Annotated in this window: 29 protein-coding genes, 2 tRNA genes and 1 riboswitch; of the genes, 14 read left to right on the top strand and 17 right to left on the bottom strand. The window is 72.1% G+C overall.

Annotated elements, in window-relative coordinates; genetic code table 11:
- The first annotated feature begins 36 nt into the window (after positions 1-36).
- The 8 genes from ROT00_RS01845 (at position 37) to ROT00_RS01880 (ending at position 6,440) form a co-directional block, all read left to right on the top strand.
- The gene (locus ROT00_RS01845) at positions 37-660 is read left to right on the top strand and encodes a hypothetical protein (protein ID WP_404771897.1); all 624 of its coding nucleotides are present in this window, start codon (positions 37-39) and stop codon (positions 658-660) included.
- Positions 661-703: 43 nt separating this feature from the next.
- Positions 704-1,984 carry a DNA polymerase IV gene (locus tag ROT00_RS01850; protein WP_404771899.1) on the top strand — a complete coding sequence of 427 codons (1,281 nt, stop codon included), beginning with the start codon at positions 704-706 and terminating at the stop codon, positions 1,982-1,984.
- 64 nt (positions 1,985-2,048) lie between these two features.
- On the top strand, positions 2,049-2,384 hold the full coding sequence (locus ROT00_RS01855) for a hypothetical protein (protein WP_404771901.1): 336 nt from the start codon (positions 2,049-2,051) through the stop codon (positions 2,382-2,384).
- 78 nt (positions 2,385-2,462) lie between these two features.
- Positions 2,463-2,573: riboswitch (TPP riboswitch) on the top strand.
- A gap of 35 nt (positions 2,574-2,608) precedes the next feature.
- Positions 2,609-3,247, top strand: a complete 639-nt coding sequence (locus ROT00_RS01860; protein WP_404771903.1) for an ECF transporter S component — start codon at positions 2,609-2,611, stop codon at positions 3,245-3,247.
- Complete coding sequence (locus tag ROT00_RS01865) at positions 3,244-4,731, top strand: ABC transporter ATP-binding protein (RefSeq protein ID WP_404771905.1); 1,488 nt, start codon at positions 3,244-3,246, stop codon at positions 4,729-4,731. The genes ROT00_RS01860 and ROT00_RS01865 overlap by 4 nt, the downstream gene beginning before the upstream one ends.
- Positions 4,728-5,585 (top strand): energy-coupling factor transporter transmembrane component T family protein, encoded by an 858-nt coding sequence (locus ROT00_RS01870; protein ID WP_404771907.1) that lies wholly within the window; start codon positions 4,728-4,730, stop codon positions 5,583-5,585. Before ROT00_RS01865 ends, ROT00_RS01870 begins: the two co-directional genes overlap by 4 nt.
- A complete protein-coding gene (locus ROT00_RS01875; RefSeq protein ID WP_404771909.1) occupies positions 5,582-6,178 on the top strand; it encodes a nucleoside/nucleotide kinase family protein in 597 nt (198 codons plus the stop codon). Before ROT00_RS01870 ends, ROT00_RS01875 begins: the two co-directional genes overlap by 4 nt.
- 4 nt (positions 6,179-6,182) lie before the next feature.
- Positions 6,183-6,440, top strand: coding sequence for a hypothetical protein (locus ROT00_RS01880; RefSeq protein WP_404771911.1), 258 nt, complete (start codon positions 6,183-6,185; stop codon positions 6,438-6,440).
- Positions 6,441-6,489: 49 nt separating this feature from the next.
- Here ROT00_RS01880 and ROT00_RS01885 read toward each other — a convergent pair whose 3' ends face one another.
- The 6 genes from ROT00_RS01885 to ROT00_RS01910 form a co-directional block, all read right to left on the bottom strand.
- Positions 6,490-7,722: a D-alanyl-D-alanine carboxypeptidase family protein gene (locus ROT00_RS01885; RefSeq protein WP_404771912.1), complete on the bottom strand. Its 1,233-nt coding sequence runs from the start codon at positions 7,720-7,722 to the stop codon at positions 6,490-6,492.
- 89 nt (positions 7,723-7,811) lie between these two features.
- Positions 7,812-8,159, bottom strand: a complete 348-nt coding sequence (locus ROT00_RS01890) for a metallopeptidase family protein (RefSeq protein WP_189084829.1) — start codon at positions 8,157-8,159, stop codon at positions 7,812-7,814.
- Positions 8,160-8,221: 62 nt separating this feature from the next.
- Positions 8,222-8,294 (bottom strand) — tRNA-His (locus tag ROT00_RS01895).
- A 40-nt stretch (positions 8,295-8,334) separates the two neighbouring features.
- The gene (gene orn, locus ROT00_RS01900) at positions 8,335-8,958 is read right to left on the bottom strand and encodes an oligoribonuclease (RefSeq protein WP_404771913.1); all 624 of its coding nucleotides are present in this window, start codon (positions 8,956-8,958) and stop codon (positions 8,335-8,337) included.
- Between the two features lie 63 nt (positions 8,959-9,021).
- A tRNA-Arg gene (locus tag ROT00_RS01905) sits at positions 9,022-9,094 on the bottom strand.
- A gap of 41 nt (positions 9,095-9,135) precedes the next feature.
- On the bottom strand, positions 9,136-10,356 hold the full coding sequence (locus ROT00_RS01910) for a cation:proton antiporter (RefSeq protein ID WP_404771915.1): 1,221 nt from the start codon (positions 10,354-10,356) through the stop codon (positions 9,136-9,138).
- Positions 10,357-10,490: 134 nt separating this feature from the next.
- Here ROT00_RS01910 and nadE point away from each other — a divergent pair, with 134 nt between their 5' ends.
- Positions 10,491-11,312 carry an ammonia-dependent NAD(+) synthetase gene (gene nadE / locus ROT00_RS01915; protein WP_404771917.1) on the top strand — a complete coding sequence of 274 codons (822 nt, stop codon included), beginning with the start codon at positions 10,491-10,493 and terminating at the stop codon, positions 11,310-11,312.
- A gap of 154 nt (positions 11,313-11,466) precedes the next feature.
- On the opposite strand, the gene ROT00_RS01920 is transcribed toward nadE, so the two are convergent.
- The 3 genes from ROT00_RS01920 to ROT00_RS01930 all read right to left on the bottom strand — a co-directional run bounded on the left by ROT00_RS01920 (position 11,467) and on the right by ROT00_RS01930 (position 13,555).
- Entirely contained in the window at positions 11,467-12,144 is a 678-nt protein-coding gene (locus tag ROT00_RS01920; protein WP_404771918.1) for a hypothetical protein, read from the bottom strand.
- 82 nt (positions 12,145-12,226) lie between these two features.
- Complete coding sequence (locus ROT00_RS01925; protein ID WP_404771920.1) at positions 12,227-12,472, bottom strand: hypothetical protein; 246 nt, start codon at positions 12,470-12,472, stop codon at positions 12,227-12,229.
- 75 nt (positions 12,473-12,547) lie between these two features.
- Positions 12,548-13,555, bottom strand: a complete 1,008-nt coding sequence (locus ROT00_RS01930; RefSeq protein ID WP_404771921.1) for an aldo/keto reductase — start codon at positions 13,553-13,555, stop codon at positions 12,548-12,550.
- A 275-nt stretch (positions 13,556-13,830) separates the two neighbouring features.
- On the opposite strand from ROT00_RS01930, the gene ROT00_RS01935 reads away from it, so the two are divergent.
- The 4 genes from ROT00_RS01935 to ROT00_RS01950 all read left to right on the top strand — a co-directional run bounded on the left by ROT00_RS01935 (position 13,831) and on the right by ROT00_RS01950 (position 17,106).
- Positions 13,831-14,406, top strand: a complete 576-nt coding sequence (locus tag ROT00_RS01935; RefSeq protein ID WP_404771923.1) for a single-stranded DNA-binding protein — start codon at positions 13,831-13,833, stop codon at positions 14,404-14,406.
- Positions 14,407-14,499: 93 nt separating this feature from the next.
- Positions 14,500-14,937: a DUF6993 domain-containing protein gene (locus ROT00_RS01940; protein ID WP_404771925.1), complete on the top strand. Its 438-nt coding sequence runs from the start codon at positions 14,500-14,502 to the stop codon at positions 14,935-14,937.
- Positions 14,938-14,942: 5 nt separating this feature from the next.
- A complete protein-coding gene (gene ettA / locus ROT00_RS01945; RefSeq protein ID WP_404771926.1) occupies positions 14,943-16,625 on the top strand; it encodes an energy-dependent translational throttle protein EttA in 1,683 nt (560 codons plus the stop codon).
- A 1-nt stretch (position 16,626) separates the two neighbouring features.
- On the top strand, positions 16,627-17,106 hold the full coding sequence (locus ROT00_RS01950; protein ID WP_285463565.1) for an acyl-CoA thioesterase: 480 nt from the start codon (positions 16,627-16,629) through the stop codon (positions 17,104-17,106).
- 52 nt (positions 17,107-17,158) lie between these two features.
- Here ROT00_RS01950 and ROT00_RS01955 read toward each other — a convergent pair whose 3' ends face one another.
- The 3 genes from ROT00_RS01955 to ROT00_RS01965 all read right to left on the bottom strand — a co-directional run bounded on the left by ROT00_RS01955 (position 17,159) and on the right by ROT00_RS01965 (position 19,121).
- Entirely contained in the window at positions 17,159-17,647 is a 489-nt protein-coding gene (locus ROT00_RS01955) for a DUF2231 domain-containing protein (RefSeq protein ID WP_404771928.1), read from the bottom strand.
- 5 nt (positions 17,648-17,652) lie between these two features.
- Positions 17,653-18,129 carry a QcrA and Rieske domain-containing protein gene (locus tag ROT00_RS01960; RefSeq protein ID WP_404771930.1) on the bottom strand — a complete coding sequence of 159 codons (477 nt, stop codon included), beginning with the start codon at positions 18,127-18,129 and terminating at the stop codon, positions 17,653-17,655.
- A 110-nt stretch (positions 18,130-18,239) separates the two neighbouring features.
- Positions 18,240-19,121, bottom strand: a complete 882-nt coding sequence (locus ROT00_RS01965) for an acyl-CoA thioesterase (protein WP_404771931.1) — start codon at positions 19,119-19,121, stop codon at positions 18,240-18,242.
- A 90-nt stretch (positions 19,122-19,211) separates the two neighbouring features.
- On the opposite strand from ROT00_RS01965, the gene ROT00_RS01970 reads away from it, so the two are divergent.
- Entirely contained in the window at positions 19,212-19,892 is a 681-nt protein-coding gene (locus ROT00_RS01970) for a DUF8185 domain-containing protein (protein WP_404771933.1), read from the top strand.
- A gap of 87 nt (positions 19,893-19,979) precedes the next feature.
- Here the strand turns inward: ROT00_RS01970 and ROT00_RS01975 are convergent, their stop codons facing one another.
- The 5 genes from ROT00_RS01975 to ROT00_RS01995 form a co-directional block, all read right to left on the bottom strand.
- Entirely contained in the window at positions 19,980-21,638 is a 1,659-nt protein-coding gene (locus ROT00_RS01975; RefSeq protein WP_404771935.1) for an FAD-binding dehydrogenase, read from the bottom strand.
- Positions 21,639-21,679: 41 nt separating this feature from the next.
- Positions 21,680-22,087, bottom strand: a complete 408-nt coding sequence (locus ROT00_RS01980; protein ID WP_404772145.1) for a globin — start codon at positions 22,085-22,087, stop codon at positions 21,680-21,682.
- Between the two features lie 44 nt (positions 22,088-22,131).
- Positions 22,132-23,235 carry a mechanosensitive ion channel family protein gene (locus ROT00_RS01985; protein ID WP_404771936.1) on the bottom strand — a complete coding sequence of 368 codons (1,104 nt, stop codon included), beginning with the start codon at positions 23,233-23,235 and terminating at the stop codon, positions 22,132-22,134.
- 23 nt (positions 23,236-23,258) lie between these two features.
- Positions 23,259-25,826 (bottom strand): aminopeptidase N, encoded by a 2,568-nt coding sequence (pepN, locus tag ROT00_RS01990; protein WP_404771937.1) that lies wholly within the window; start codon positions 25,824-25,826, stop codon positions 23,259-23,261.
- 88 nt (positions 25,827-25,914) lie between these two features.
- Complete coding sequence (locus tag ROT00_RS01995; RefSeq protein ID WP_404771938.1) at positions 25,915-26,463, bottom strand: GNAT family N-acetyltransferase; 549 nt, start codon at positions 26,461-26,463, stop codon at positions 25,915-25,917.
- Positions 26,464-26,491 lie beyond the last annotated feature (28 nt).

Raw genomic sequence — 26,491 nt, forward strand, 5'->3', positions numbered from 1 at the left:
ACGATCGCCTTCCCCACGAGGAATGACGAGGACAGCATGGGATTCTTCGACCGACTCTTCGGCGCTCCCGAGGAGCGCCCGGCCGCCCGGCCCGCGCCCCAGGCGCGTCGGCTGAGCGAGGACGAGCTGGCGATCGAGCGCTACCGGTACCTGCTCCGCACCGCGCCGCCCGAGTCCATCGAGCAGGTGCACGCGGAGGCGTTCGCGAAGCTGACGCCGGAGCAGCGCCAGCAGGTGTTCCAGACGCTGAGCGACCAGGCGCCCGAGGGGGAGCGACTCGTCTCCGACGAGCCGAGCGCGCTCGCCCGGGCGGCCACCCGACAGGAGCTGCGCGCCCCGGGCAGCATGGAGCGCGCCTTCCAGGGCGGACGCGGCGCCGCCGCGGGCGGTCCGTCGTTCGGCCAGATGGTCGGGGGCTCGATGCTGGGGACGATCGCGGGCGTGGTCGTCGGCTCGGCGATCGCGCAGGCGTTCCTGCCGGCACCCGGCGCATTCGAGGCCGGCGATCAGGGGGCCGACCCCGGCGCCGGAGATCCAGGTGCGGATGCGGGCGCCGACGCGGGGAGCGTCGATGCGGCCGGCGCCGAGCAGGGCGGCTTCGACGGCGGCTTCGGCGACTTCGGCGGCGGCGATTTCGGCGGCGGCGACTTCGGCTTCTGAGCCCGGCGCGGCCGCTGTCGGCGGCAGGGGATAGGGTCGCACCATGAGCAAGCAGGACGGCTCGTCGAGGCAGGTCACCACCGGCCCCGTCGACGACTCCGGCACCCCGATCCTGCACGTCGACATGGATGCGTTCTTCGTCTCCGTCGAGCTGCTGAGCCGCCCCGAGCTGCGCGGCAAGCCCGTGCTCGTCGGCGGCACCGCCGGCAGAGGAGTGGTGTCGGCGGCGAGCTACGAGGCGCGGCGCTACGGCGTGAACTCGGCGATGCCGATGTCGGTCGCGCTGCAGCGCTGCCCCAACGCCATCGTGCTCCGGGGCGACTACCGCAAGTACAGCGAGTACTCGCGCCGAGTGCTCACCATCTTCGAGTCGGTGACCCCGCTCGTCGAGCCGCTCTCCATCGACGAGGCGTTCCTCGACGTCTCCGGCGCGCGCCGGCTGCACGGCAGCCCGGCCGAGATCGCGTGGAGCATCCGCGAGCGCGTGCGCGCCGAGACGGGGTTGACCTGCTCGGTGGGGGTCGCGGCCTCGAAGTACGTGGCGAAGGTGGCCTCCGGTCGCGCGAAGCCCGACGGCATGCTCGTCGTACCGGCTGCCGACACGCTCGCGTTCCTGCATCCGTTGCCGGTGTCCGCGCTCTGGGGGGTCGGGCGCGTCACCGAGCAGTCGCTGCTGAAGCTCGGCCTCCACACCGTCGGCGACGTCGCGGCCATGCCGCCCGACGCCCTGGAGCGCGCCGTGGGGCCGGCGCTGGCCGAGCGCCTCGTCCGGCTCGCGAACGGCGTCGATCCGCGCGAGGTCTCCACCCACCGCGTCGAGAAGTCGATCGGCCACGAGACCACCTTCGGGCACGACCTCTCCGATCCCGAGGAGATCCGGCGGTCGCTCCTCGATCTCGCGGGGAATGTCGCGGTGCGGTTGCGACGGGCGAGCATGGTGGGGCGCACCGTCGTGCTGAAGCTCCGCTACGACGACTTCCGCACGATCACGCGTTCGCGCACCCTCGCCGAGCCGACCGACGTCGCGCGCCGCATCTACGAGGAAGCCGTGGAGGCGATGTCCGGGCTCGTCGGGCGCGGCGAACGGGTGCGGCTCATCGGCGTGCGTGCGGAGCAGCTGCGGCCGGGTGACGGCGGCTTCGCCCTCTGGGACCCCGACGAGGAGTGGCGCGACGCCGAGCGCACGGTCGACGAGGTCGTGGCGAAGTTCGGCCGGGGCGCGGTCAAGCCGGCCGCGCTCGTGGGGCGGGCACCCGACCGCTCGGCCGCCGGCGCCAGGTTCCGGCAGCCGCTCGACGACGGCGCGCACCCGGCCGATCACTGAGCACCGATGCTCGCGCGCACCGCAAGCCCTGGAGTCCTGCACCCGGCGCGGGTAGCGTGGACGCATGGCTGAATTCGTGCTCGACCTCGCAGAGAACGTCGCCGGTGTCGGCGTCAAGACCTCCTACGGTGAGGCCGTCGATCTCGACGGCACCACGGTGATCCCCGTCGCGCTCGGCTGGTACGGCTTCGGTGGCGGCTCGGGAACCGACGACGAGGGGCAGTCCGCCTCCGGTGGTGGCGGCGGTGGCGCATCCATTCCGCTCGGCGCATACGTCGGTCGCGGTGGCGGCGACGTCCGCTTCGAACCGAATCTGATCGGGCTGCTGCTCGCCGCGACCCCGCTCGTCTGGGTCGCCGGCAAGGCGCTGAAGGGCGTCATCCGCGCGCTCAAGCGCTGAGCGCCACGATCCGTTCCCCGCGTGCACGCGGGGAAGCGACGCCGGTCGGTGCTCGCCGGCCGGCGTCCGCGTATACTCGACCTCGAACACGGGAGTCCGGTGAGCCGGGCTGAGAGGAAGGTGCTCCAACCTTCGACCGTCGAACCTGATCTGGGTCATGCCAGCGCAGGGAGATCGATCTCTTCAATCCCGTGCCGCTTTCCACTGAAGAAAGGGCACGCACAGTGCACGCGAACGCGAACCAGGAATCCACTCTCGACCGGCCCGTCAAGCGGGCCCGCGACCTGCGCTGGCGGGTCGTCGACATCGTCGTCGCCGCCGTCATCGGCGTCGCGACCGGCCTGCTCTTCCTGCTCTGGAACACCCTCGGCTACGCGTGGTTCTCCGCCGCGGACGCGCTGACGCCGGGCCTCGGCGGCATCGCCGTCGGCATCTGGCTGATCGGCGGCGTGCTCGGCGGGCTCATCATCCGGAAGCCGGGCGCCGCGCTCTTCGTCGAGCTCCTCGCCGCGGTCGTCTCCGCGCTCGTCGGCAACCAGTGGGGCATCGAGACGCTCTACTCGGGCATCGCCCAGGGCCTCGGGGCGGAGCTCGTCTTCGCGCTCTTCGCGTACCGGCGGTTCGGACTCGTCCCGGCGATCCTCGCCGGTGCGGCCTCCGGGGCGGGCGCGTGGCTCCTCGAACTGTTCACCTCCGGCAATCTGCAGAAGTCGCCCGAGTTCCTCGGCCTCTACCTGACGACGATCGTCATCTCGGGGGCCGTGCTCGCGGGCATCCTCGGCTGGATCGTCGTGCGCGCCCTCGCCGCGACCGGTGCGCTCAACCGGTTCGCCGCGGGACAGGACGTGGCGCAGCGGGTATGAGCGCGACCCTGAGCGAACGCGTGACCCCCGCCGGCGTGGAGGCACGGGGCTGGGGCTGGCGGCACGCGGGCCGGCGGCGCTGGGCGATCGACGGGCTCGACCTCTCGGTGGCGCCGGGCGAGCGGATCCTCCTCGTCGGGCCCTCCGGCGGAGGCAAGTCGACGGTGCTGCACGCCCTCGCGGGGGTGAACGGCGGCGCCGAGGAGGGCGAGTCGGTCGGCGAACTCCTCGTCGACGGGGTCGAGCCCGCCGACCGGCGCGGACGGTCGGGTCTCGTGCTGCAGGACCCCGACTCGCAGGTGGTGCTCTCCCGCGTGGGCGACGACGTCGCCTTCGGCTGCGAGAACCTCGGCATCGAGCGCTCGGAGATCTGGACGCGCGTTCGGGAGGCGCTCGACGCCGTCGGGCTGCAGCTCCCGCTCGACCACCCGACGAGCCGTCTGTCCGGAGGACAGAAGCAGCGACTCGCCCTCGCCGGGGCGATCGCGATGCGCCCGGGACTGCTCCTGCTCGACGAGCCGACCGCCAACCTCGACCCGGAGGGCGTCGCCGAGGTGCGCGCCGCGGTGTCGCGCGTGCTCGATCGGACGGGCGCGACGCTCGTCGTCGTCGAGCACCGGGTCGATGTCTGGCACGAGCTCGTCGATCGGATGGTCGTGCTCGGTCGGGAGGGCCGGGTCATCGCCGACGGCAGGCCGCAGGACGTGCTGGTCGCCGCCCGCGCCGAGCTGCTCGCGGCCGGCGTCTGGGTCCCGGGGGAGCCGCTCGAGGTCGGCGGCGCGCGCGTCGTCGAGCCGCCCGCGGAGGGGCTGCTCGCCGTCCGGGAGGCGACCATCGGCCGTGCAGTCGGACGACCGCTCCGCGAGCGCGTCTCGCTCGCGATCGGCGCGGGCACCTCGACCGTCCTCACCGGGCCGAACGGCGCGGGCAAGTCGACGCTGGCGCTCACACTGGGCGGCTTGATCCCGCCGCTCGCCGGCCGTGTGGTCGCCTCCGCCGCCCTCGCGGCGGGCGCCGGCGTGGATCCGGGGCGCTGGCGCTCGCGGGAGCTCCTGAGTCGCATCGGCACGGTGTTCCAGGAGCCGGAGCACCAGTTCGTCGCCCGCACCGTGCGCGGCGAACTCGGGGTCGCGCTCCGGGCCCTCGGCGAGCGGAACCCGGCCTCCCGCATCGATCCGGTGCTCGAGCGACTGCGTCTCGACCATCTCGCCGAGGCGAACCCGTTCACGCTCTCCGGAGGCGAGCAGCGCCGGCTCACCGTGGCCTCCGTGCTGGTGGCGCGGCCCGGGGTGGTGATCCTCGACGAGCCGACGTTCGGACAGGACCGACTCACCTGGATCGAGCTCGTCCGGCTCGTCCGCGAGCTCGCGGACGACGGCGTCGCGGTGCTCTCCGTGACGCACGACGCCGCGTACCAGCACGCCCTCGGCGATGTCCGCTACACGCTCGGTGCCGAGACACCGGCGGCGGGGGCGGCGGCATGACCGACCGACTCCGGCGCGCGGATCCCGTCGCAATCTCGCTCGGCCGTCCGCCCGCGGCAGGCGACGCCGTCGAAACGGCTGCTGCACGCCCGTCCACGCTCCGGTTCCTGCCCCGGGTGAATCCCGTCACCCGACTCGCGGCCGCGATCCTCGTGACGACCCCGCTGCTGTTCACGATCGATTGGCTGAGTGCGGTGATCGCGCTCGTCCTGCAGCTCGTGCTCTTCCTGGCCGCGGGGGTGCGGCCGGCGACCATCCTGCGGCGCTGCTGGCCGATCCTCCTGGCGGCGCCGCTCGCGGGGCTCTCGATGCTCCTCTACGGCCGTCCTGCGGGCACGGAGTACTGGAGCTTCTGGCTCGCCCGGATCACGGACGGCTCGATCGAGCTCGCCATCGCCGTGACCCTCCGCGTCCTCGCGATCGGACTCCCGGCGGTGCTGCTGTTCCTCGACGTCGATCCGACCGAGCTCGCCGACGGCCTCGCGCAGCTCTGGCGCCTCCCGGCCCGGTTCGTGCTCGGCGCCCTCGCGGGCGCCCGTCTCGTCGGCCTGTTCCTCGACGACTGGCGCGCCATGACGATGTCACGACGGGCGCGCGGGATCGGCGACCATGGGGCGCTCCGACGGTTCGCGACGATGGCGTTCGCTCTCCTGGTGCTCGCGATCCGGCGGGGATCGAAGCTCGCCACCGCGATGGAGGCGCGCGGCTTCGGTTCGCGCACCTCGCGCAGCTGGGCGCGACCGTCGACGGCGGGGGCGGCGGATGCCGTGCTCCTGCTCATCGCCGTCCTCGTCACCGGGTGCGCCATCGGCGGGGCGATGCTCGCCGGCACCTTCCATCCGGTGTGGGCGTGACGGCCGGCCCCGGCGCCCCGAGCGGCGCGACGCTGGCACGTGCGCAGGAGCTGCTCCGGCGTCGGCGACCCGCGATCGTCGCCATCGACGGGCCGAGCGGGGCCGGGAAGACCACCCTCGCGGAGGCGCTCGCGAGCACGTGGCGTGCGGCGCCCGTCCTCGTGCAGCTCGACCGCGTCTACCGTGGCTGGGAGGGGCTCGACGCCGGTGCGACGGAGCTCCGCCGGCACCTCCTGCCGGCGCTCCGGTCGGGGCGGCCCGGCCGCATCCAGGGCTGGGACTGGGCCGCCTCGCGCGTGGCGCCGGCGAGTCCGGTGCTCCCCGGCCGGCCGCTCATCGTCGAGGGGTGCGGAGCGTTCGCCGCCGTCTCGGGACTCTCCGGCGTCGCCCGCATCCTCGTCGAGGCGCCGCTCGGCGATCGGCGGACCCGGGCGTTGCGCCGTGACGGCGGCGCGTACGACCCGTACTGGGCGCTCTGGGAGACCCAGTGGCGCCGGTACCTCGCGAAGCATCGGTGGGAGGCGGTCCCGGATCTCGTGGTGCGCAGCCGACCGGATGTCCTCGCCGCCGAGGGGCCGGCGGGGCTACGGTAGTGCCATGACTGCAGACAGCGCGCCCGCCGAGTACCTCGCCGAGTTCGTCGACGGCCCTCTCGAGGGCGAGTTCGACCGCCGTGCCCTGGTGGGCGGAGCGTCGGAGGCGCGGATCGGCATGGTCGCGGCGGTCGAAGGGCTCGAGTCCCTGTTCTGGTACGACCGCATCGACGAGCGCGAGGTCTCGGGCGAGCTGCGCGCCAGGTTCCGCTTCGACCCGAGCGACTCCGACCCGGTCGAAGCCGACGACGAGAACGACTAATCGCGCGTCGCGATGACGCGTCGCTCGGCGCGCTCGGCTTCCGGGCGCCTCAGCGCTGCTGGCCGTCGATGAACGCCCCGACGATGGCGCCCGGGTTCAGCAGCCGCCACACCGGCCCCGGGTCTCCGATCGCCGATGCGAGTTCGACCGCCGCGCTCACGGTGTCGCCCGCGACGGGGACGCGAACCTCGCCGACGGTTCGTCCCGCCGGGGCGGTGGAGAACGGCTCGATCTCGAGTTCCGGCGCACCGGGCTCGGCGCCCCAGGCGTCGGCGTCGCGGGCGCCGGTCGCGACGAGGCCGGAACGGTCGCCCCAGGGAGCGACGGCCTCGCCGTAGCTCGTGCCCTCGGTGATCACCGGCACGGGAGCCGCCGCAGCGGGAACGCTCGCCACGAGTGCGGCGATCGCGGGATCGAGCGTCTCGTAGTCCGGCATCCGGACGAAGGCGACGACGAAGTCGCCCGCGCCCTCCGCTGCGCCGAGCGGCGCGTGGCCGACGAAGACGAGGCCGGCCTCGTCGGTGAATCCGCGCACGATGGCGCTCATACCGTCGTCGCCGGCGTGATCGACCACCGTGGGGACGTTCCGCTGGCCCTGGAGCTGCTCGCCCCGGGCGATGGCGGCGATCGACGGGTCTGCGAGTGCGAGCGCCGCGAGACGGGCGACCTCCTCGGCCGTGCCGACGTTGTCGCCCGAGAGTCCCGTGGCGTCGGCGACGCGGAGCGTTGCGAAGCCGTGCTCCTCGAGCCATCCGTTCGCACGCTCGACGTACGCGTCGACGTTGCCGAACGCCCACCGCGCGAGCGTGTCGGCGTGGTTGTTGCTGCTCGCGAGGAGTACGGCGCGCAGCACGTCGCGCTGCGTCCAGCGGTCGCCGGGGGAGACCGGGAGGGTTCGCGTGCCCTCCTTCTCCGCCTGCAGGTACTCGGTGTAGTCCTGCGGGCCGATCGTGAGCTCGGCGCCCGCCCCACCGGCCGGCAGGGGCAACGCGTCGTTCGTCACGAGCACCGTCACGAGCTTCGCCGCGGCGCCGATGGGCAACGGATCCGGGTCTCCGGCCACCGCGAGCGAGGCAGGGTCCTCGCCCACTCGGGCGATCGCGCTGGCGCCGTCGTCCGGCAGGGCCAGCGCGGCGGGGGCCGCGGCGGACGGAGGCGCGGCGGCGACGATCTCGACGTCGGGCAGCGGCCCGAGGAGCATGGCCGGTGCGTATGCCCCGACGCCGAGGATGGCGATCGCTCCGATGACGATGCCGATCGTGCGGCCGGGGGACGAACTCATGCGGTCCAGGCTACCGGCGCGCGCCTGCGAACCGGTGCCGCGACGCCGGGGTGCGGCGTCGCCGGCCCGATCCGCGCCGCAGGGCGATCTCAGGCCCAGCCGAGCTCGTGGAGCCGCTCGTCGTCGATGCCGTAGAAGTGCGCGATCTCGTGGACGAGCGTGACGTGGATCTCGTCGCGCAGCGTCTCCTCGTCGTCGCAGATCGCGAGCAGGGGCTCGCGGTAGAGGATGATGCGATCGGGCATCTCGCCGAAGCCGTAGCGATCGCGGTCGGTGAGCGCAGTGCCGTCGTAGAGGCCGAGCAGGTCGAGCGAGCCGTCTTCCGGGCGGTCCTCGACCACGAAGACGACGTTCTCGAGCCCGTCGACCATGTCGTCGGGGAGCTGGTCGAGCTCGTCGACGACGATGCGCTCGAAGGCCTCCGCGTCGAGTTCCACACGTCCTCCTCGGCTCGAGATGCACGATGGCCCCGACGCGAGCGTCGGGGCCATCGGTTCCGGGTGAGTAACGGGGCTTGAACCCGCGACCTCCTGGACCACAACCAGGCGCTCTACCAACTGAGCTATACCCACCATGCGCCGCTCGCGTACCGCGAGAGGCAACTCATCGAGCTTACACCACGTCGGGTGCGAACTCGTTCACGACGGCGGCCGAGATCGACTGCAGCTCCTGGGTGGTGGGGCCGGGGTCGGCGACGAACACGGCCTGCCGGTAGTAACGCAGTTCGAGGATCGACTCGAGGATGTCCGCGAGGGCGCGGTGGCCGCCGTGCTTGGCCGGGGCGTTGAAGTACGCCCGGGGGAACCAGCGCTTCGCGAGCTCCTTGATCGACGAGACGTCGACGTTCCGGTAGTGCAGGTGCGCGTCGAGCCGCGGCATGAACTTCGTGAGGAACGCGCGGTCGGTGCCGATCGAGTTGCCGGCGAGCGGCGCCTTCTGCTCCTCCGGGACGTGCTGCAGCACGTACTCGAGCACCTGGTACTCGGCGTCCGCGAGCGAGACGCCGCTCGGGATCTCCTCGATCAGACCCGACTCCGTGTGCATCGCCCGGACGAAGTCGTTCATGTGCTCGAGCGCACTGGCATCGGGCTTGATGACGATGCTGATCCCGGCATCGACGGGGTTCAGCTCGTAGTCGGTGATGACGACCGCGATCTCGACCAGTTCGTCGACCTCGAGGTCGAGCCCGGTCATCTCGCAGTCGATCCAGACCAGTCGGTCGCTCGCGCTTGCCATGCGGTGAGTCTACCGGCGCGGGCGCGGACTGCCGGAAGGGCGGGATGCCGAGCGCGGGAGCGGTCCCCCCGGAGAGATTCGAACTCCCGACCAAGTGGGTAGAAGCCACCTGCTCTGTCCACTGAGCTACGGGGGGTCGGCGTGGCCGCCGAACACAGCATATCGAGCCCGCGGCCGTCAGCCCTCCGTCGGCACGTCCAGCCGGTCGGGCTTCGGGGCGCGGGGCGCGTCCGCGGCCCGGCGGCGGAGCGACAGCCCGACGAGGGGGAAGACCAGCACGGACAGCATCCCGGCACCGACGAGGGCCGCCGCCGTCCCGCTCGGCAGCTCACCGCGGTCGACGCCGATCGCGGTGACCGCGACGATGATCGGCAGGCCCGTGGCGCCGAAGAGCAGGGTCGCCCCGCGATCGCGCCAGTCGCTTCCGGCCGGCGCGGCGAGCGTCGAGGGGATGCCGCGCACGACGAGCAGCAGTAGGACGAAGATCGGCAGCAGCAGGAGGTTCCTGGGATCGGAGGTGAGGCCGGCGAGATCGAAGGTGACGCCGGTGTTGATGAAGAAGATCGGCACGAGGAAGCCGTAGCCGATCGCCTCGAGCTTCCGCTCGATCAGCTCGGTGTCGGGCTCTGGCGCGCCGTTCAGGAGCAGTCGGTAGAGCACACCGGCGGCGAAGGCGCCGAGCAGCATGTCGAGGTCGAGCACCGTGCTGAGGGCGACGAGCGCGGCGAGGATGAGCAGCACGAGGCGGACGGCGAACTGGCCGCTCGTGCGGAGCGTCGCCGCGATGACGCGGTGCAGACGCCGACCGGCCCCGCTCGCCGCGGCCCAGATCGCGAGCCCGGTGATCACGGCGAAGGCGAGGAGCACGAGGGTCGCGATCCCGGGGGCGCGCCCGCTCAGGAAGAGCGAGATCGCGATCAGCGGACCGAACTCGCCCACCGCGCCGACCGCGAGGACGCCGATGCCGAACGGGGTGCGGAGCTCGCCGGCATCGCGCAGGACCGGCATGATCGTGCCGAGCGCCGTCGAGGTGAGCGCGATCCCGATGAACGCGGCCGCGGGCAGGGATGGCGCGAGGAGCGCGGCGATGCCGACGCCGGCGCACAGCGACACGATCCAGCCGATCGCCGCGCGGCTGAGCGGCCGGCCGCGGATGGTGCGCAGATCGATCTCGTTGCCGGCGAGGAAGAAGAGCATCGCGAGGCCGAAGTCGGCGAGCATGCCGGTGAAGTCGTCGGGCCGGATCCAGCCGAGGAGCGAGGGCCCGAGGACGAGTCCGAGGACGATCTCGAACACGACCAGGGGGATGGCGACGAGCTTGCCGACCGCGCGCACCAGCAGTGGTGCAGCGACCGCCACCGCGGGGAAGAGCACGAGCGTGCCGATCGAAACGTCCATGGATCCCCCTCGGTCGCCGGCCTCCGGCAGCGCGGCCGTGGCGGCGCGCTCGACGCACCGTCGTGCGCGCTGCGCCGAGCGTAGCGCGCACCCGGCGTAGCACGCCCGAAACACGCGAGCGCTAGGGTCGAGGAATGCGAGCGATGCAGGCCAGGATCATCGAGGAGCTCCACGTCCGCGCGGAGATCGACGCCGCCGAGGAGGTGGCCGATCGGGTGCGGTTCCTGCAGGACTATCTCCGCCGTTCAGGGGCGGCGGGACTCGTGCTCGGCATCAGCGGCGGCCAGGACTCCTCGCTCGCGGGTCGCCTCTGCCAGCTCGCCGTGGAAGGTCTCCGAGCCGAGGGGCGCGACGCGGCGTTCGTCGCCGTGCGCCTCCCGTATCTCGTGCAGCGCGACGAGGTCGACGCGCAGCTCGCGCTCGACTTCATCCGGCCCGATGAGCGCGTCGTCTTCGACATCGGTCGGGGGGTCGACGGCGTCGACGCCGAGTACGCCGACGCGCTCGGGGTGGAGCTGAGCGATTTCGGCAAGGGCAACGTGAAGGCCCGGATGCGGATGATCGCCCAGTACGCGATCGCGGGGGAGCGGCGGATGCTCGTCGTCGGCACGGATCACGCTGCCGAGGCGGTCACGGGCTTCTTCACGAAGTTCGGTGACGGGGGAGCCGATCTGCTGCCCCTCTCCGGGCTGACGAAGCGCCAGGGGCGGGCGCTGCTGGAGCAGCTCGCGGCCCCGGAACGGCTGTATCTGAAGGTGCCCACTGCCGACCTGCTGGACGAGAATCCCGGCCAGTCGGACGAGGCGAACCTCGGGCTCAGCTACCAGGATCTCGACGACTACCTCGAAGGGCGGGAGATCGACGAGCGCGTCGCCGCCCGCATCGAGGAGCGCTACGCGCAGACGCAGCACAAGCGGGAGCTGCCTGCGTCGAAGTTCGACGACTGGTGGCGCTGAGACGATCCGCGTTGCCTCGTCCGGACGTGCGATCTCGCCGGACATGAGTCTCGAGGGGGTCGAGTCGATGGGCCGCCCGCCGCGGCTCGGAACGCGGAAGCCCCGGCGGACCGTATTCGGTCGACCGGGGCTTCGTCGCGGTGGTGCGGGCGGGTCAGCGCGTGGCGTCGCCCGCCGCGCTCGGGGCGAGCGGCGTGGTCGGCGCCGTCTGCGGAGCGCCGGTGTCGAGCGGCACGGTGCGAGTCTCGGCGAGGGCGTCTGCGTCGCTGAACCGCTCGTGGTGCTGGGTCGCGACCCAGGCGTCCTGCTGCTCGATCATCGCCTGCTCCGGCTCCTGGCGCTGGGAACGCCAGCGGTCGAGATCGTTCTGGAACTGGCGCTTCGTCCGAGACGGGCGGCGCTGCCACTCCAGGAGACGGTCGCGGAACTCGACCACGGCCGGGTCGAGCTGGTACCCGAAGGTCGCGGATGCGCGCTTCAGCTCGTGGAGCTGATGAGCCGCCCAGTTCGCCGCGACATCGGCGCCCCGGATCGGGAGGGTGCGCACCAGGATGTCGGCCTGGCCGACCGCGCGATCGGCGAGCACCTGCTCCTGCGGGGTGAGCGAGTTCCACACCGAGGCCTCGGTCGCCGCGTCGACGAGCGCGGCGATCGCTGCGGTCTTCAGTTCGCGGTCGCGCTGGGCGACCACTCGCTTCACCGCACCGCTCGCGATCCACGCGGCGAGCAGTCCGGCGGCGAGCACGGCGACGAAGAGCACCGCGGCCGCGAAGATCGTCGGCCGTGCGGCGCTCGAGTCGAGCCAGGAGATGAGATCGTTCCACCACTGCATGAGCGCAGCGTAACTCGATGGATCGCGAGCGCCGATGCGTCGACCCGGCGCGCCACGAAGCGGATCGCGAACCGAGCGGGTCTCAGCGGAACACTTCTGCGGCGTCTCGGGGCGACCAGAACTCTCCGAGATCGATGCCGTGCCGGCCCCCGGGTAGCAGGCGTCGCGAACTGAACCGCTCGACACCGCCGATCTCGCGCCGTCGGATGTGTCCGAGCAGTGCGCCGTCGCTCGCGGCGACGCGCCAGAGGTCGGGTGCCGCCGCGGCGAAGCTCAGACCGGGGACCCGGTCGGGGAACGGCTCGCGGATCGAGATGGTCATGGACATGTCGCTCCTCTCCTCGTGCAGCCGGCCCTGCGTCTGCTTCGAAGGTACGGGCGACCACCGACATCGCCCGGGCGCTCAGTCCCGGGCGGTGCCGTCGACCGCGAACGGCTCGATCGCGGCGATCTCCGCGTCGTCGAGTGCGGGCGCGTCGAGCGCGGCGACGTTCTGCTCGAGCTGCTCGACGCTCGAGGCGCCGATGATCGCGCTCGCGATCTGGGGCTGGCGCAGCACCCAGCTGAGGGCGAGCTGCGCCAGCGTCTGCCCGCGCCCCTCGGCGATCGACTGCAGCGCCCGAGCGCGTTCGAGGTACTGCGCGTCGATCCGTTCCGCGCTCAGGAATCGGCTCGTCGCCGCCCGCGAGTCGCTCGGCACCTCGCCGCGCAGGTAGCGGTCGGTGAGGAGCCCCTGCGCGAGCGGGGAGAACACGATGGCGGATGCGCCCACCTCGTCGAGGACCGGCAGCAGCCCGCGCTCCACGTGCCGGTCGAACATCGAGTAGCTCGGCTGGTGCAGGGTGAGGGGGAGACCCTCGGCGGCGAGCGCCGCTGCGGCGCGGCTCGTCTGCTCCGGCGAGTAGTTGGAGACGCCGACGTAGAGCGCCTTGCCCTGGCGGACCGCCGTGGCGAGCGCGCCCATGGTCTCCTCGATCGGGGTCTCCGGGTCGGGGCGGTGCGAGTAGAACACGTCGACGTAGTCGAGGCCGAGGCGTCCGAGGCTCTGGTCGAGCGACGCCAGGACGTGCTTGCGGGAGCCCCACTCGCCGTACGGGCCGGGCCACATGTCGTAGCCGGCCTTGCTGGAGACGATGAGCTCGTCCCGATAGCGACCGAGACCGGCGCCGAGGATGCGGCCGAAGTTCGTCTCTGCAGCGCCCGGCGGCGGCCCATAGTTGTTGGCGAGGTCGAAGTGGGTGATTCCGAGGTCGAAGGCGCGGTGGACGATCGCCCGCTGCCGCTCCAGCGGCCGTGCGTCGCCGAAGTTGTGCCAGAGGCCGAGCGAGAGCTCCGGGAGGCGGAGCCCGCTGCGGCCGACTCGGCGATAGGTCATGCGGTCGTAGCGCTCGGCACTCGCATCGTGGGTCATGGCTCCATCCTGCCGGAGCCGGAGCCGGAGCCGGAGCCGGAGCCGGAGCCAGAGCCGGAGCCGGAGCCGGGCATGGACCCGCACCGCCCGCGCGGTACCGCTCCTCCACGACGAGCGCCCGACGCAGCGCTCTCCACAGACCACGACCTCACGCGGGGACCGCGGCACCGCGGCGGGCAAGCTGCTGAGCACGCGGCATCCGGAGCGGTCCCGGCACGAGCGCTTCGGATGCCGCGGGGTCGCCGACCGTCGGCGACCCGAAAGGCAGGAACACCATGAACGAAGACAACATCGCCGTGACCGGCGTCGTCGGCAGCGACCCCCGCACGCACGTCACCGCCAAGGGGGTGCCGATCGTCTCGTTCCGGCTCGCCTCATCGCGTCGCGTGTTCGATCGGGACAGCGGGGAGTGGCACGACGGCGAAACGAACTGGTACACCGTGTCGGCGTTCCGCCGGCTCGCCGACAACGTCGGGTTCTCGGTGCGCAAGGGCGAGCACGTGGTCGTCACCGGCCGGCTCCGCATCCGCGCCTGGCAGACGGCGGATCGTCAGGGCACGACCGCGGAGATCGACGCCGAGGCGATCGGCCACGACCTGAACTGGGCGATGACGAGGCCGCGCCGAATGCAGCCCTCGCAGGACGGCGCCGGCGACGGCGAATCAGGTCGGGCTGCGCCGGAGTCGCGGATGAGCGGCGCGGGGGCCGTCAGCGGTGGCGAGGCGGAGCCGGGCTTCGCGTTCGAGCACGACGATCGCCCGGTCGGCTTCGGTGACGACGCGGACGGCGAGACGACCATGGACGCCGAGCCGCTCGGCGCCTTCACCGGGCTCGCAGGGCCGACGGCCTAGACTCGTGCCGTGCGGCGATCGCCGCCCCGGACGAGGAGCGAGGCGATGCGACGGCGATTGGGTCAAGCGGGCGGAGCCGCTGCGCTCGCGATCATGACGGCCGTGCTGCTCGCCGGCTGCTTCGGCACCGGCCCGGCTCCGAGTGAGAGCGGGCGGCCGAGTCCCGACGCGACCTCGTCCCCGACTCCGGTCGCGCCCCTGGTGCTGCAGCCCGACGCATCGGCCGAGGAGAACCTTCCGTTCTTCGACCAGGTGAATGCGGCCGTCGTCGCCGCGAACGCCGGCGCCGGCGGTCGCGACTTCATTGACGCCTTGGTCGCCGCCGGGTTCGACAAGGCGGCGATGTCGCTCACCTCGGATCAGACGACGCTCGGCGAGCCCGCCGATTCCATCCAGTTCGCGGTTGCATTCCAGGGCGCGTGCCTCGTCGGGCAGTACGGGCCGAAATCCGGCGGTTATCACGGTGCGGTGCGGCCCGCGCTCGGTTCCGGTGGATGCCTCATCGGCCAGACCCGGCCCATAGACTGGTAGGCGACATGGCTGAATACATTTACTCGATGGTGCGCGCCCGCAAGGCGGTCGGCGACAAGGTCATCCTCGATGACGTGACGATGGCGTTCCTCCCGGGGGCGAAGATCGGTGTCGTCGGTCCGAACGGCGCGGGCAAGTCCACGATCCTGAAGATCATGGCGGGGCTCGACCAGCCCTCCAACGGTGAGGCGCGGCTCACGCCGGGCTTCTCCGTCGGCATCCTCATGCAGGAGCCCGAGCTCGACGAGTCGAAGACCGTCCTCGAGAACGTCCAGGAGGGCGTCGGGCCGATCAAGGGCAAGGTCGACCGCTTCAACGAGATCTCGCAGCTGATGGCGGAGCCGGACGCCGACTTCGACGCGCTGCTCGCCGAGATGGGCACCCTCCAGGAGGAGATCGACGCCGCCGACGCGTGGGACCTCGACTCGCAGCTGGAGCAGGCGATGGACGCGCTGCGCTGCCCGCCGGGCGACGAACAGGTCTCCGTGCTCTCCGGTGGTGAGAAGCGTCGTGTGGCCCTCTGCAAGCTGCTGCTGCAGAAGCCCGACCTCCTCCTCCTCGACGAGCCGACGAACCACCTCGACGCCGAGAGCGTGCTCTGGCTCGAGCAGCACCTCGCGAAGTACCCCGGCGCCGTGCTCGCCGTCACGCACGACCGGTACTTCCTCGACCACGTCGCGGAGTGGATCTGCGAGGTCGACCGCGGCCGGCTCTACCCGTACGAGGGCAACTACTCGACGTACCTCGAGAAGAAGGCCGAGCGCCTCGAGGTGCAGGGCAAGAAGGACCAGAAGCTCCAGAAGCGCCTGAAGGAAGAGCTCGACTGGGTCCGTTCGAACGCGAAGGGGCGCCAGGCGAAGTCGAAGGCGCGTCTGGCGCGCTACGAGGAGATGGCCGCGGAGGCCGAGCGCACGAGGAAGCTCGACTTCGAGGAGATCCAGATCCCGCCGGGCCCGCGCCTGGGCGACATCGTCCTCGAGGCGAAGAAGCTGCAGAAGGGCTTCGGCGACCGCACGCTCATCGACGGGCTGAGCTTCTCGCTGCCGCGCAACGGCATCGTCGGCATCATCGGTCCGAACGGCGTCGGCAAGACGACGCTCTTCAAGACCATCGTCGGCCTCGAGCCGCTCGACGGCGGCGACCTGAAGATCGGCGACACGGTCAAGATCTCCTACGTGGATCAGAGCCGTGGCGGCATCGACCCGAAGAAGACGCTCTGGGAGGTCGTGTCCGACGGGCTCGACTACATCCAGGTCGGCAAGACCGAGGTGCCGAGCCGCGCCTACGTGTCGACCTTCGGCTTCAAGGGCCCGGACCAGCAGAAGCCCGCGGGCGTCCTCTCGGGCGGCGAGCGGAACCGACTGAACCTCGCGCTCACGCTCAAGCAGGGCGGCAATCTCCTGCTCCTCGACGAGCCGACGAACGACCTCGACGTCGAGACGCTCTCGAGCCTGGAGAACGCGCTGCTCGAGTTCCCCGGCTGCGCCGTGGTGATCACGCACGACCGGTGGTTCCTCGACCGCATCGCGACGCACATCCTCGCCTACGAGGGCACCGAGGAGAACCCGGCGAACTGGTACTGGTTCGAGGGCAACTTCGAGGCGTACGAGGCGAACAAGGTCGAGCGTCTCGGCGCCGACGCGGCGAAGCCGCACCGATCCACCTACCGCAAGCTCACCCGCGACTGATATGAGGCTGCACGTACCGACCCCGCTCCGCTGGAGCGATCTGGACGCGTACGGGCACGTCAACAACGCCCGGATGCTGAGCCTCCTCGAGGAGGCTCGCATCCAGGCGTTCTGGGTGAACGACGACGGCTCCGTCGAGCACGCCGTGGGGGCCTCCACGGCGGTGCTCGACGCGACGCCCGGTGCGACGACGGTGACGCTCATCGCCCGGCAGGAGGTCGAGTACCTCGCCCCGATCCCATACCAGCGGCTCCCGCTCGACATCGAGCTGTGGATCGGTCACATGGGCGGCGCGAGTCTCGACGTCTGCTACGAGGTCTACTCGCCGCTCGGTGCCGAACCGCGCACGCTCTACACTCGCGCCTCGACGACGATCGTGCTCGTCGACGCCGCGAGCGAGCGACCCCGCCGGATCACCGACGACGAGCGTGCGGCCTGGGAGCCGTACCTCGAGGCCCCGGTCGCGTTCCGCCGGCGCTGAGCGACACGGATCCGGCACGCATCCGGCACGACCAGGCCGGCGCCGCGTGAACTCAGCGCGGCAGCGGATCCTCGCTGAACCCGCCCTCCCACACCGCGCGACTGCCGGACTCGCCGATCGCGACGAGCGTCACCACCGTCCCCGTGCCGACGGCGAGCGCCGCGACGGTCAGCACCGCGGTCGCCGTGAGCCGCGCCGCGCGGCCGCCGGCACGACGTTCGAGCAGCGCCCAGACGGAGACCGCCACCGCCACGGCGAGCAGCCCGATGAGCCACGGCACGATCGACTCGCCGCGCGCCGTGTGGTCCTGGATCAACGGTGCGGACGGGACGCGGACCTCCAGCCACTTCCCGGCCTCGATGGTCACGAGGCCGAGGGGGAGGAGCACGGCGGTGCCGATGAGCGCCGGCAGCCAGAGCGCGCGCCTCGCACGCGGCCACGCCGCGAGCACGACGAGCAGCAGCGCGCAGAGCGGCGTCAGCACGACGACGGCGTGCACGAGGAGCACGTGCAGCGGCAGGCCGGCGATCTCGTAGGGCACCGGCCTCACCCCGAGACGACGACGCGATCCCCGTCGACCGCGACCGGGATCGCGGTCAGCGGTTTCAGCGCCGGCCCCTGGAGCACTTGTCCGGTCGCCGCGTCGTAGCGCGAGCCGTGGCACGGGCAGTCGAACTCCGCGCCCGCCGCGGCCACCACGCACTGCTGGTGGGTGCAGATCGCGCTGAACGCCATCACCGTGCCGGCCTCGGGCTGGGACAGGAGGAGCGCCTCCCCGTCGACGGTCGCCGAGACGCTCCCGCCCACCGGGACGTCGGCCAGCTTCGCGAGCTCGCTGCCGGGGGCGAGCGCCGAACTGGATCCACCGGTGCCGCCGTCGCCCGAGCCGCCGGGGGAGTCGGTCCCGCCGCCGGTGTCGCCGGAGGGCGGACCGCCGGTAGCGCACGCGGCGAGCGCCAGGACGCCGCCGGTGCCGCTGAGCGCGATGAGCGCGCGTCGGCTGAGTCGCGTGGGATCGGACATCGGCGACCTCCTCGTCGCCGGCCGCGGCGGGCCGGTGAGCTGATTCTGCCCCAACCCGGCCGCTCGCGGAGGAATCCTCAGCGCGCGCTCAGCTCAGCGCCGGACACGGCTCAGTCGAACGCGCCCGGGTCGGGCACCCGGACCATGCCCTCCTGAGCGACGCTCGCGACGAGGATCCCGTCGCGCGTGTAGATGCGACCGAGCGACAAGCCGCGGCCGCCCGCTGCGGACGGGGACTCCTGCGTGTACAGCAGCCACTCGTCGACCCGGGCGTCGCGGTGCCACCACATCGCGTGGTCGAGGCTCGCCATCTTCAGCCCGGGCGTCGTCCACGCGACGCCGTGCGCCCGGAGGATCGGCTCGAGGATCGAGTAGTCGCTCGCGTACGCGAGCGCGGCGCGGTGCTGGTTCGGATCGTCGGGCAGCCGGCCGAAGGCGCGCATCCACACGGCCTGGCGCGGCACCCGCTCGCCCTCCACCCGGAGGTAGATCGGCGAGGGCACGTGGCGCATGTCGAACGCCCGCTCGCTCGCCCAGTACCGCGCGACGTCGTGGTCGATCGAGCCGAGGACCTCGGCCGTCGAGGGCAGGCTCTCGGGATCCGGCAGATCCTCGGGCATCGGCAGCTGATGCTCCAGGCCCTCGTCGCGGGTCTGGAACGAGGCGATGAGCGACAGGATCGGCTCGCCGTTCTGGAAGGCGTGCGTGCGCCGGGTCGAGAACGAGCGGCCGTCGTGCAGGCGGTCGACCGAGAAGGTGATCGGGTGCTCCACATCGCCGGGGCGCAGGAAGTACCCGTGCATGGAGTGGATGATCCGCTCGGGCTCGACCGTGTGCATCGCCGCCATGAGGGACTGGGCGAGCACCTGGCCGCCGAAGACGCGGCCGAGCGGCATCCACTGCGACGGACCGGTGAAGATGTCCTCCGTGGTGCGGGCGCCCGTGTTCGTGAGGTGGAGCGTGCTCAGCAGTCCGTCGATGGGTCCGTTCACCCGTGCCTCCAGCGAAAATGCTCCCTGCGCTCCGGATCGAGCGCGCGGCGCGGCCGTCCGGCCGCCGCCCCTTGGTAGTTTAGACAGGACATGGTTCAGCACTTCACGCTCGCCGACAGCCTGTCGCTCGGCGACCTGCACACCTACCTGCAGCGCGCAGCTCGCGTCGACGAGGGCTCGGTGCGCCTGATCGCAGGATCCGGCATCCTGGCCGTCTACTCGGCGATCCTGTATCCCCGCGGCATCCTCGACGAGACGCCGACTGTGCTGGGCCTGCGCACCTTCGCGCTGGAGGAGACCGAGGACTTCGACATCGTCGTCCCGCTGCGGTCGCTCACCGACCGGATCGCGCGCGCGAAGGCCGATGTCGATCCGGACGACCCGTCGCGTCCCGTCACGATGTCCCGCCCGCACGAGGTGAGCACCGTGACCTGGGCCGGCATCTCGCCGCCGCGCGGCGGCTGGCGCGCGATCGGCACCACCGACGCGCCGACGCTCGAACGGGCCGCGCGCGCGGGGATCGACGAGGTCGCCGAGACGATCCCGGAGGGCACGGGGGAGCAGCTCGTCCAGCGGGTGCGCTCCGAGGTCTGGGGCCGCGGCGTCGAGGGGCTCGAGTACGTCCCCGCGGGTGCGGCCTTCGCGACCTTCAGTCTCGGCTTCCTCGGCGACGACGAAGTGGCGATGTTCGAGACCGGACCGTGGACGCGGCTCTCGACGAAGCGCGGCCACGTGCTCGTGCGTCAGCGCCCCTGGTCGCTGAAGAGCTGAGGCCCGGCACCGCCCGCGCCGAGCCGACGGGCGGCGCCTCGGACACGAGCCGTCGCGCGACACCGCCCGCGCGCCGAGCGCCCGGGCTCAGCCGGCCGCGATCGCGCGACCGGCGGCGCGCCCGCTGAAGAGGCAGCCGCCGAGGAAGGTGCCCTCGAGCGCCCGGTAGCCGTGCACGCCGCCGCCGCCGAAGCCGGCGGCCTCGCCGACGGCGTAGAGGCCGGGAACGGGGGCGCCGTCCGCGCCCAGCGCGCGTGAGGAGAGATCGGTCTGGATGCCGCCGAGCGACTTCCGGGTCAGCACGTGCAGCTTCACCGCGATGAGCGGACCGTTCGCCGGGTCGAGGAAGCGGTGCGGCGCGGCGACCCGGATGAGCTTGTCGCCGCGCGACGCCCGCGCTCCGCGGACGGCGGCGAGCTGCGCGTCCTTCCCGAAGTCGTTCTCGAGCGCACGGTCGTGCGCGAGCACCTCGCGCTCGATCGCGGCCGTGTCGAGCTCGACGTCGGGGGAGCGTCGGCGCATCTCCGCGAGGAGCTCGTCGAGGGTGTCGGCGACGATGAAGTCCGCGCCGTGCTCCTTGAACGCCTCGACCGGGGCTGGGGCGCCCGCACCGAGCCGCTGGGCGAGCAGCTTCAGGTCCTTGCCGGTGAGATCGGGGTTCTGCTCGCTGCCCGACAGCGCGAACTCCTTCTCGATGATCTTCTGGGTGAGCACGAACCACGAGTGGTCGTGCCCGGTCGCGACGAGGTGCTCGAGCGTGCCGAGCGTGTCGAAGCCGGGGAAGAGCGGGGCGGGGAGCCGCGATCCGGTGGCGTCGAACCAGAGCGACGACGGGCCCGGCAGGATGCGGATGCCGTGCTTCGGCCAGATCGGGTCCCAGTTCTGGATGCCTTCGACGTAGTGCCACATGCGGTCGCCGTTCACGAGCCGGGCGCCCGCATCGGCGGAGATCTGCAGCATTCGCCCGTCGACGTGCGCGGGCACGCCGGACAGCAGGTGCTCGGGCGGGGTGCCGAGCCGCTCGGGCCAGGACCGCCGCACGAGCTCGTGGTCGCCGCCGATGCCGCCGGAGGCCACCACCACGGCGGGGGCGTGCAGTTCGAACTCGCCCACGACGTCGCGGTTGCTCGGCGCGCCGCGCTCGGCGTCGTCGTCGGCGAGCACGGCGCCGCGGACCCCGACGACGCTCCCGCCGTCCACGATGAGCTCGTCGACCCGGTACCGGTGCCGGAATTCGACGAGCCCAGCGGCCTCGCCGGCCTTGACGCGCGCGATGAACGGCGCGAGCACGCCCGGGCCGGTGCCCCAGGTGATGTGGAAGCGCGGCACGGAGTTGCCGTGGCCGAGCGCGCGGCCGTCGCCGCGCTCCGCCCAGCCGACGACGGGGAAGAAGCGCACCCCCTTGCCGTGCAGCCAGTCGCGCTTCTCGCCGGCCGCGAAGTCGAGGTAGGCGTCGGCCCAGCGCCGGCCCCACTCGTCCTCCGGACGGTCGAAGCCGGCGGTGCCGGCCCAATCCGCCTGCGCGAGTTCGAGCGAGTCGCGGATGCCCATGCGGCGCTGCTCGGGCGAATCCACGAGGAACAGCCCGCCGAACGACCAGTGCGCCTGGCCGCCGAGGCTCGCCGCCGGTTCCTGGTCGAGGACCAGCACCCGCTTGCCGGCGTCGACCAGCTCGGAGGCGGCGACGAGCCCGGAGAGGCCGGCGCCGATGATGATCGCGTCTGGGGTGCGGTCGGATGCTGCCACGTGGACTCCTTCGTCGCTTCGGGTGGTGGCGGTGCGGGGGCTCAGTCGTCGAAGGTGTTCACCATCGCGAAGGCGGCCCGCTGCAGATAATCCCACAGCGTCGCCTCGGCGAGGGGCGGCAGCTCGAGCGAGTCGACCGCGCGTCGCATGTGGGCGAGCCAGCGGTCGCGGGCGTCCGGGTTGACCTTGAACGGGAGGTGCCGCATCCGCAGGCGCGGGTGTCCCCGCTCCTCGCTGTAGGTGCCCGGGCCGCCCCAGTACTGCTCCAGGAAGAGCTGCAAGCGTCGGGCCGCGGGGCCGAGGTCTTCCTCCGGGTACATCGGCTTCAGCACGGGGTCGTCGGCGACCCCGCGGTAGAACTCGGCGACCAGGCGCTCGAAGGTCGCGCTGCCGCCGACCGACTCGTAGAAGCTCTGCCCGAGCGCGGGGCCGTGCTCGCTGCCGCGCAGCTGCACGCCCGCGGGCGGGACCTTCGACGCCTCGTCTGCCTCGCTCACAGCGTCATCCCTTCGTCGTCGGGGCCGCGCCGCTTCGCGGCGCGCGGGGTCTTCGGCTTCGGCGTGTACGGCTCGGCGCCGGGGACCACGGCGTTCGGCGCCGTCCGGGGCGGACGCGCGCCCTTCACGCGGGTGACGCTGTCGAAGCCGGCGAGCACGACCGAGTTCATGCTCGGCAGCTTCACACCCATCTCGTCGAGGGCGTGCTTCAGCCGGACGCGGAGCTCGCGCGCCACGTCGTCCTTCGAGGACGTGCGCACCTTCATGACGATGCGGATGACGAGCGCCTCGGCGGAGACCGACTCGAGGCCCCAGATCTCCGGCTTCTCGAGGATGCGGCTGCGCCACTTGTTCGACTTCGCCATCTCGGTCGCGGTGCGGAGCATCTCGGCCTCCACCGCGTCGACGTCCGTGTCGTAGGGGACCGCGAGGTCCAGGATGACGCGGGCCCAGCCCTGCGACATGTTGCCGACGCGGAGGATCTCGCCGTTGCGGACGAACCAGAGCGTGCCGTTCACGTCGCGAAGGGTGGTCACGCGGATGCGCACCTCCTCGACGATGCCGGTCGCCGGGCCCAGGTCGACCACGTCGCCGACGCCGAGCTGATCCTCGACGACCATGAACAGGCCGTTCAGCGCATCCTTGACGATGTTCTGCGCGCCGAAGCCGAGCCCGGCGCCGATCGCGGCCGACAGCAGCGCGAACGAGCCGAGCAGGGTGTTGTCGATCGTGTTCACGATCATCAGCACGACGACGATGAAGAGGGTGACGTTCACGATGTTGCGGAGCACCGAGCCGAGTGTTCTGGTGCGCTGCACGAGCCGGACCGCGGCGAGCGGGGAGGCCTGCAGCGCCTGCGTGTCGGTGACGTCCTGCTTCTTCTTCACACCGGAGACGATCTGCTTCACCACCCGGTCGATGACGAAGTGCAGCACCCAGCGGATGAGCAGCGCGATGGCCACGATCAGCAGGATCGCGATGAGCTTTCCGACGATGGCGCCCCAGTGCTCCGACCAGAACGTGGCGATGTCGGTCCAGAATCCGGGGTCCACCGGGGTGCCCTCACCGGTGTCGGGGGCGTTCTCAGCGAGCACGAGCATGATGTCGCGAGTCTACTGAAGCGCTACTGGGCATCGACGGTGAGCGACTCGGCATCGCACGCGCGGGCGGCGAGCGCGCGATCGAGCTCGGCGAGCTTCTCCGAGACGATCCGGACGAGCGGGGCCGGACCGGGGTTCGCCGCCAGCCACTCGCGGGCGAGCTCGGCGAGCTGCTCGTCGACGAGCGACGCGGGGAAGAGCCCGCGGACGATGATCGAGGCCATGTTGAAGCTACGGCTCGCCCACACGCCCTGCAGCTCGTCGAAGTACGCCGCCGCCGTCGGGGCGAGGAGCTCCGCGGGGCGGGCCCGGCGCCAGCCCTCGGCGATCGCGCGCGCGAGGTCGTTCGAGAGTGAGGCATCCCGGAGCACGCGCTCCCAGGCGGCTTGCTTGACTGCCGCATCCGGGCGCGCGGCGCGCGCCGTCTCGACGAGCTGGCGTCCCTTCGCGGTGTCGTCGGCGGCGAGCGCACGGTCGAGCTCCTCCTCGCTCGCGACGCCGAGCGCGGCCCGGGCGATCACGAGCTCCCACCGGAGGTCGAGGTCGATCTCGAGGCCAGGGAGCGCGGTGCTGCCGTCGGCGAGTCCGGCGAGGAGCTCGGCGTGCGCGGAGCTCGAGGCGATCCGCGTGAAGGCCTTCACGAGCTGGAGCTGGGCGTCGGAGCCGGCGTCGGCCAGGGCGGCGAGCGCCCAGATCGCGTCGCCGGCCTCGCCGCAGAGCCGCTCGCGGTGCTCGTCCGCGAGGTACTGGCCGAGGGCGAGCTCGAGGCGGGCGAGCGCGAGTCCGCGGGCCGAGGACTGCGATTCCCGGCCGATGTTCGCGAGCACGAGCCGCACGAACTCCGAGGCCGGCAGCTCCGCGTCGCGGACCGCGTCCCAGGCGGACCCGAGCACGACGGCGCGGGCCACCGGGTCGTCGATCGCGGCGAGGTGCTCTGCGGCGGTCTCGAAGGAGGGCTCGTCGAGGCGCACCTTCGCGTACGTGAGGTCGTCGTCGTTCACGAGGAGGAGCGCCGGGCGAGGGAGGCCGACGAGCTCCGGCACCTCGGTCGTCGCGCCGTCGATGTCGAGTTCGATCCGGTGCGTGCGCACGAGCCGCTCGTCGTCGAAGTCGTAGGCGCCGAGGACGAGGCGGTGGGGGCGCAGGGTGGGATGGTCGGCGGCCGCCGTCTGCTCGACGCGGGCGCCGGTGATCACGCCGGAGGCGTCGGCCTCGACGACCGCCCGGAGCGTGTTCACGCCCGCCGTCTCGAGCCACCGGGCGGACCAGTCGGCGAGGTCCCGCCCGCTCGCGAGCTCGAGCTCCGCAAGGAGGTCGGCGAGGGTCGCGTTGCCGCCGCCGTGCTTCTCGAGATAGGCGCCGACGCCGCGCTGGAAGGCGTCGAGGCCGACCCATGCGACGAGCTGCTTCAGTACCGAGGCGCCCTTGTCGTAGGTGATGGCGTCGAAGTTCACCTCGACATCGGCGATGCTCGCGATCTCCGCGACGATCGGATGCGTCGAGGGCAGCTGGTCCTGCTCGGCCGCGTGCGTCTTCTCGTCGCTCGCGAACGTCGCCCACACACCCGTGAACTCCGTCACCTGCGAGGTGGCGAGCGTCGAGGCCCAGGTCGCGAACGACTCGTTCAGCCAGATGTCGTTCCACCAGCGCATCGTCACCGAGTTGCCGAACCACATGTGGCTGAGCTCGTGCAGCACGACGATCGCCCGCTGCTCCCGACGGGCGTCGGAGACGCGCGAACGGAACAGGTACGACTCGTTGAACGTGACCGCGCCGACGTTCTCCATCGCGCCCCAGTTGTACTCGGGGACGAAGATCTGGTCGTACTTCCCGTACGGGTAGGGGACGCCGAAGGCGCGCTCGTAGAACGCGAGGCCGGCGGCGACCGTGCCGAACATCATCTCGGGATCGGCGTACTCCGCGAGCGAGGCCCGCGTGAAGAGGCCGAGCGGGACGTCGCGGCCGTCGACGCTCGTCGCGCTGCCCCGCCAGCTCGCGTACGGACCCGCGACGACGGCGACGATGTAGCTGGAGATGACCGGGCCGGTCTCGAACCGCCAGACAGCGTCGCCCGTGCCGTCGATCGCCTCGGGTTCGGGGGAGGGGGCGCTGCTCAGGACCTGCCAGTGGGCCGGCGCGCTGATCGTGAAGCGCACGGCGGCCTTGAGGTCGGGCTGGTCGAAGACGGCGTACACCCGGTTCGCCTCAGCGACCGCGAACTCCGTGTAGAGATAGCGCTCGCCGTCGACCGGGTCGACGAAGCGGTGGAGCCCCTCGCCGGTGTTCGTGTACGCGTTCGTCGAGACGACGCGGAGCTCGTTCCGCTCGGCGAGCCCGTCGAGCAGGATGCGCACGCCGTCGCTCACCTCGGCCGGGTCGAGCGTGCGCCCGTTCAGCACGATCTCGTGCACGGTCCGGGTGTTCGCCTCGATGAAGGTCGCGGCGCCGGGGGCGGCGCCGAAGCGCACGGTCGTCTCGCTGCGGAACGTCTCGCCGTCGTCGGTGAGGTCGAGGACGACCTCGTAGCTCGGCGAGCCGACGATCGCGGCCCGCTCCTCGGCTTCGACGCGGGTGAGGTTGGCAGCAGGCATGGACGATCCCTTCGTAGCGATGGCGCCGGACCAGCCTAGCGACGCGGCCGCCGCCTCAAGCGTCCGCGCTCGGCGCGCTGGACGGCCGCTAGGCGAGCCAGTCCCGCCGCAGCAGCCCGTAGACCCACGAGTCCGAGACGACGCCGTCGACGATGCAGTCCTCGCGCAGCGTGCCCTCGAGGAGGAAGCCGAGCTTCTCGAGGACGCGCGCCGACGCCGGATTGCGGGTGTCGACCTCGGCCTGCACACGGTTCAGGTCGAGCGCGTCGAACGCCCACCGGAGCACCGCACCCGCCGCCTCCGTCGCGTACCCCCGGCCCCACGCCGCCTCGGCGAGGCAGAAGCCCAGCGAGGCGCTCCGGAACTCGGGGTTCCAGCTGTTGAAGGTGCACCACCCCAGGAAGCCGGGATGGTCCGCCCGCTCGATCACGACGCGGGCCCCGGTGCCGTCCTCGGCCATCGATCGGCAGCCGCTCAGGAACCGCGCGACGGATGACCGGTCGGTCCAGGGCGGGGAGTCCCAGTAGCGCAGGACCTCGGCGTTGCTCTGCAGCGCGTAGAGCTCGTCCCCGTCCGCCTCGGCGAACGGTCGCAGTCGCAGGCGGTCGGTCTCCAAGGTGGGGGTCGGCAAGCGCATGGGTCCAGCTTCGCAGCTCCGCGCCGGC

It is taken from the genome of Agromyces mediolanus (assembly GCF_044917495.1).
GTDB lineage: Bacteria > Actinomycetota > Actinomycetes > Actinomycetales > Microbacteriaceae > Agromyces > Agromyces mediolanus_B.